Source organism: Pseudoduganella buxea (assembly GCF_009720835.1).
Classification (GTDB): Bacteria; Pseudomonadota; Gammaproteobacteria; order Burkholderiales; family Burkholderiaceae_D; genus Rugamonas; species Rugamonas buxea.
Window position 1 is genome coordinate 1 of record NZ_WNKZ01000317.1, and the last position, 255, is coordinate 255.

At 53.7% G+C, this 255-nt stretch carries 1 rRNA gene; it reads left to right on the forward strand.

From position 1 onward, the window contains the following. A 16S ribosomal RNA gene (locus GM672_RS30305) occupies positions 1–255 on the forward strand; the annotation flags it as partial.

Sequence of the window (255 nt, forward strand, 5' to 3'; positions counted from 1 at the left end):
TGCAAGTCGAACGGTAACAGGGAGCTTGCTCCGCTGACGAGTGGCGAACGGGTGAGTAATATATCGGAACGTACCCAAGAGTGGGGGATAACGTAGCGAAAGTTACGCTAATACCGCATACGATCTATGGATGAAAGCAGGGGACCGCAAGGCCTTGTGCTCCTGGAGCGGCCGATATCTGATTAGCTAGTTGGTAGGGTAAAGGCCTACCAAGGCATCGATCAGTAGCTGGTCTGAGAGGACGACCAGCCACAC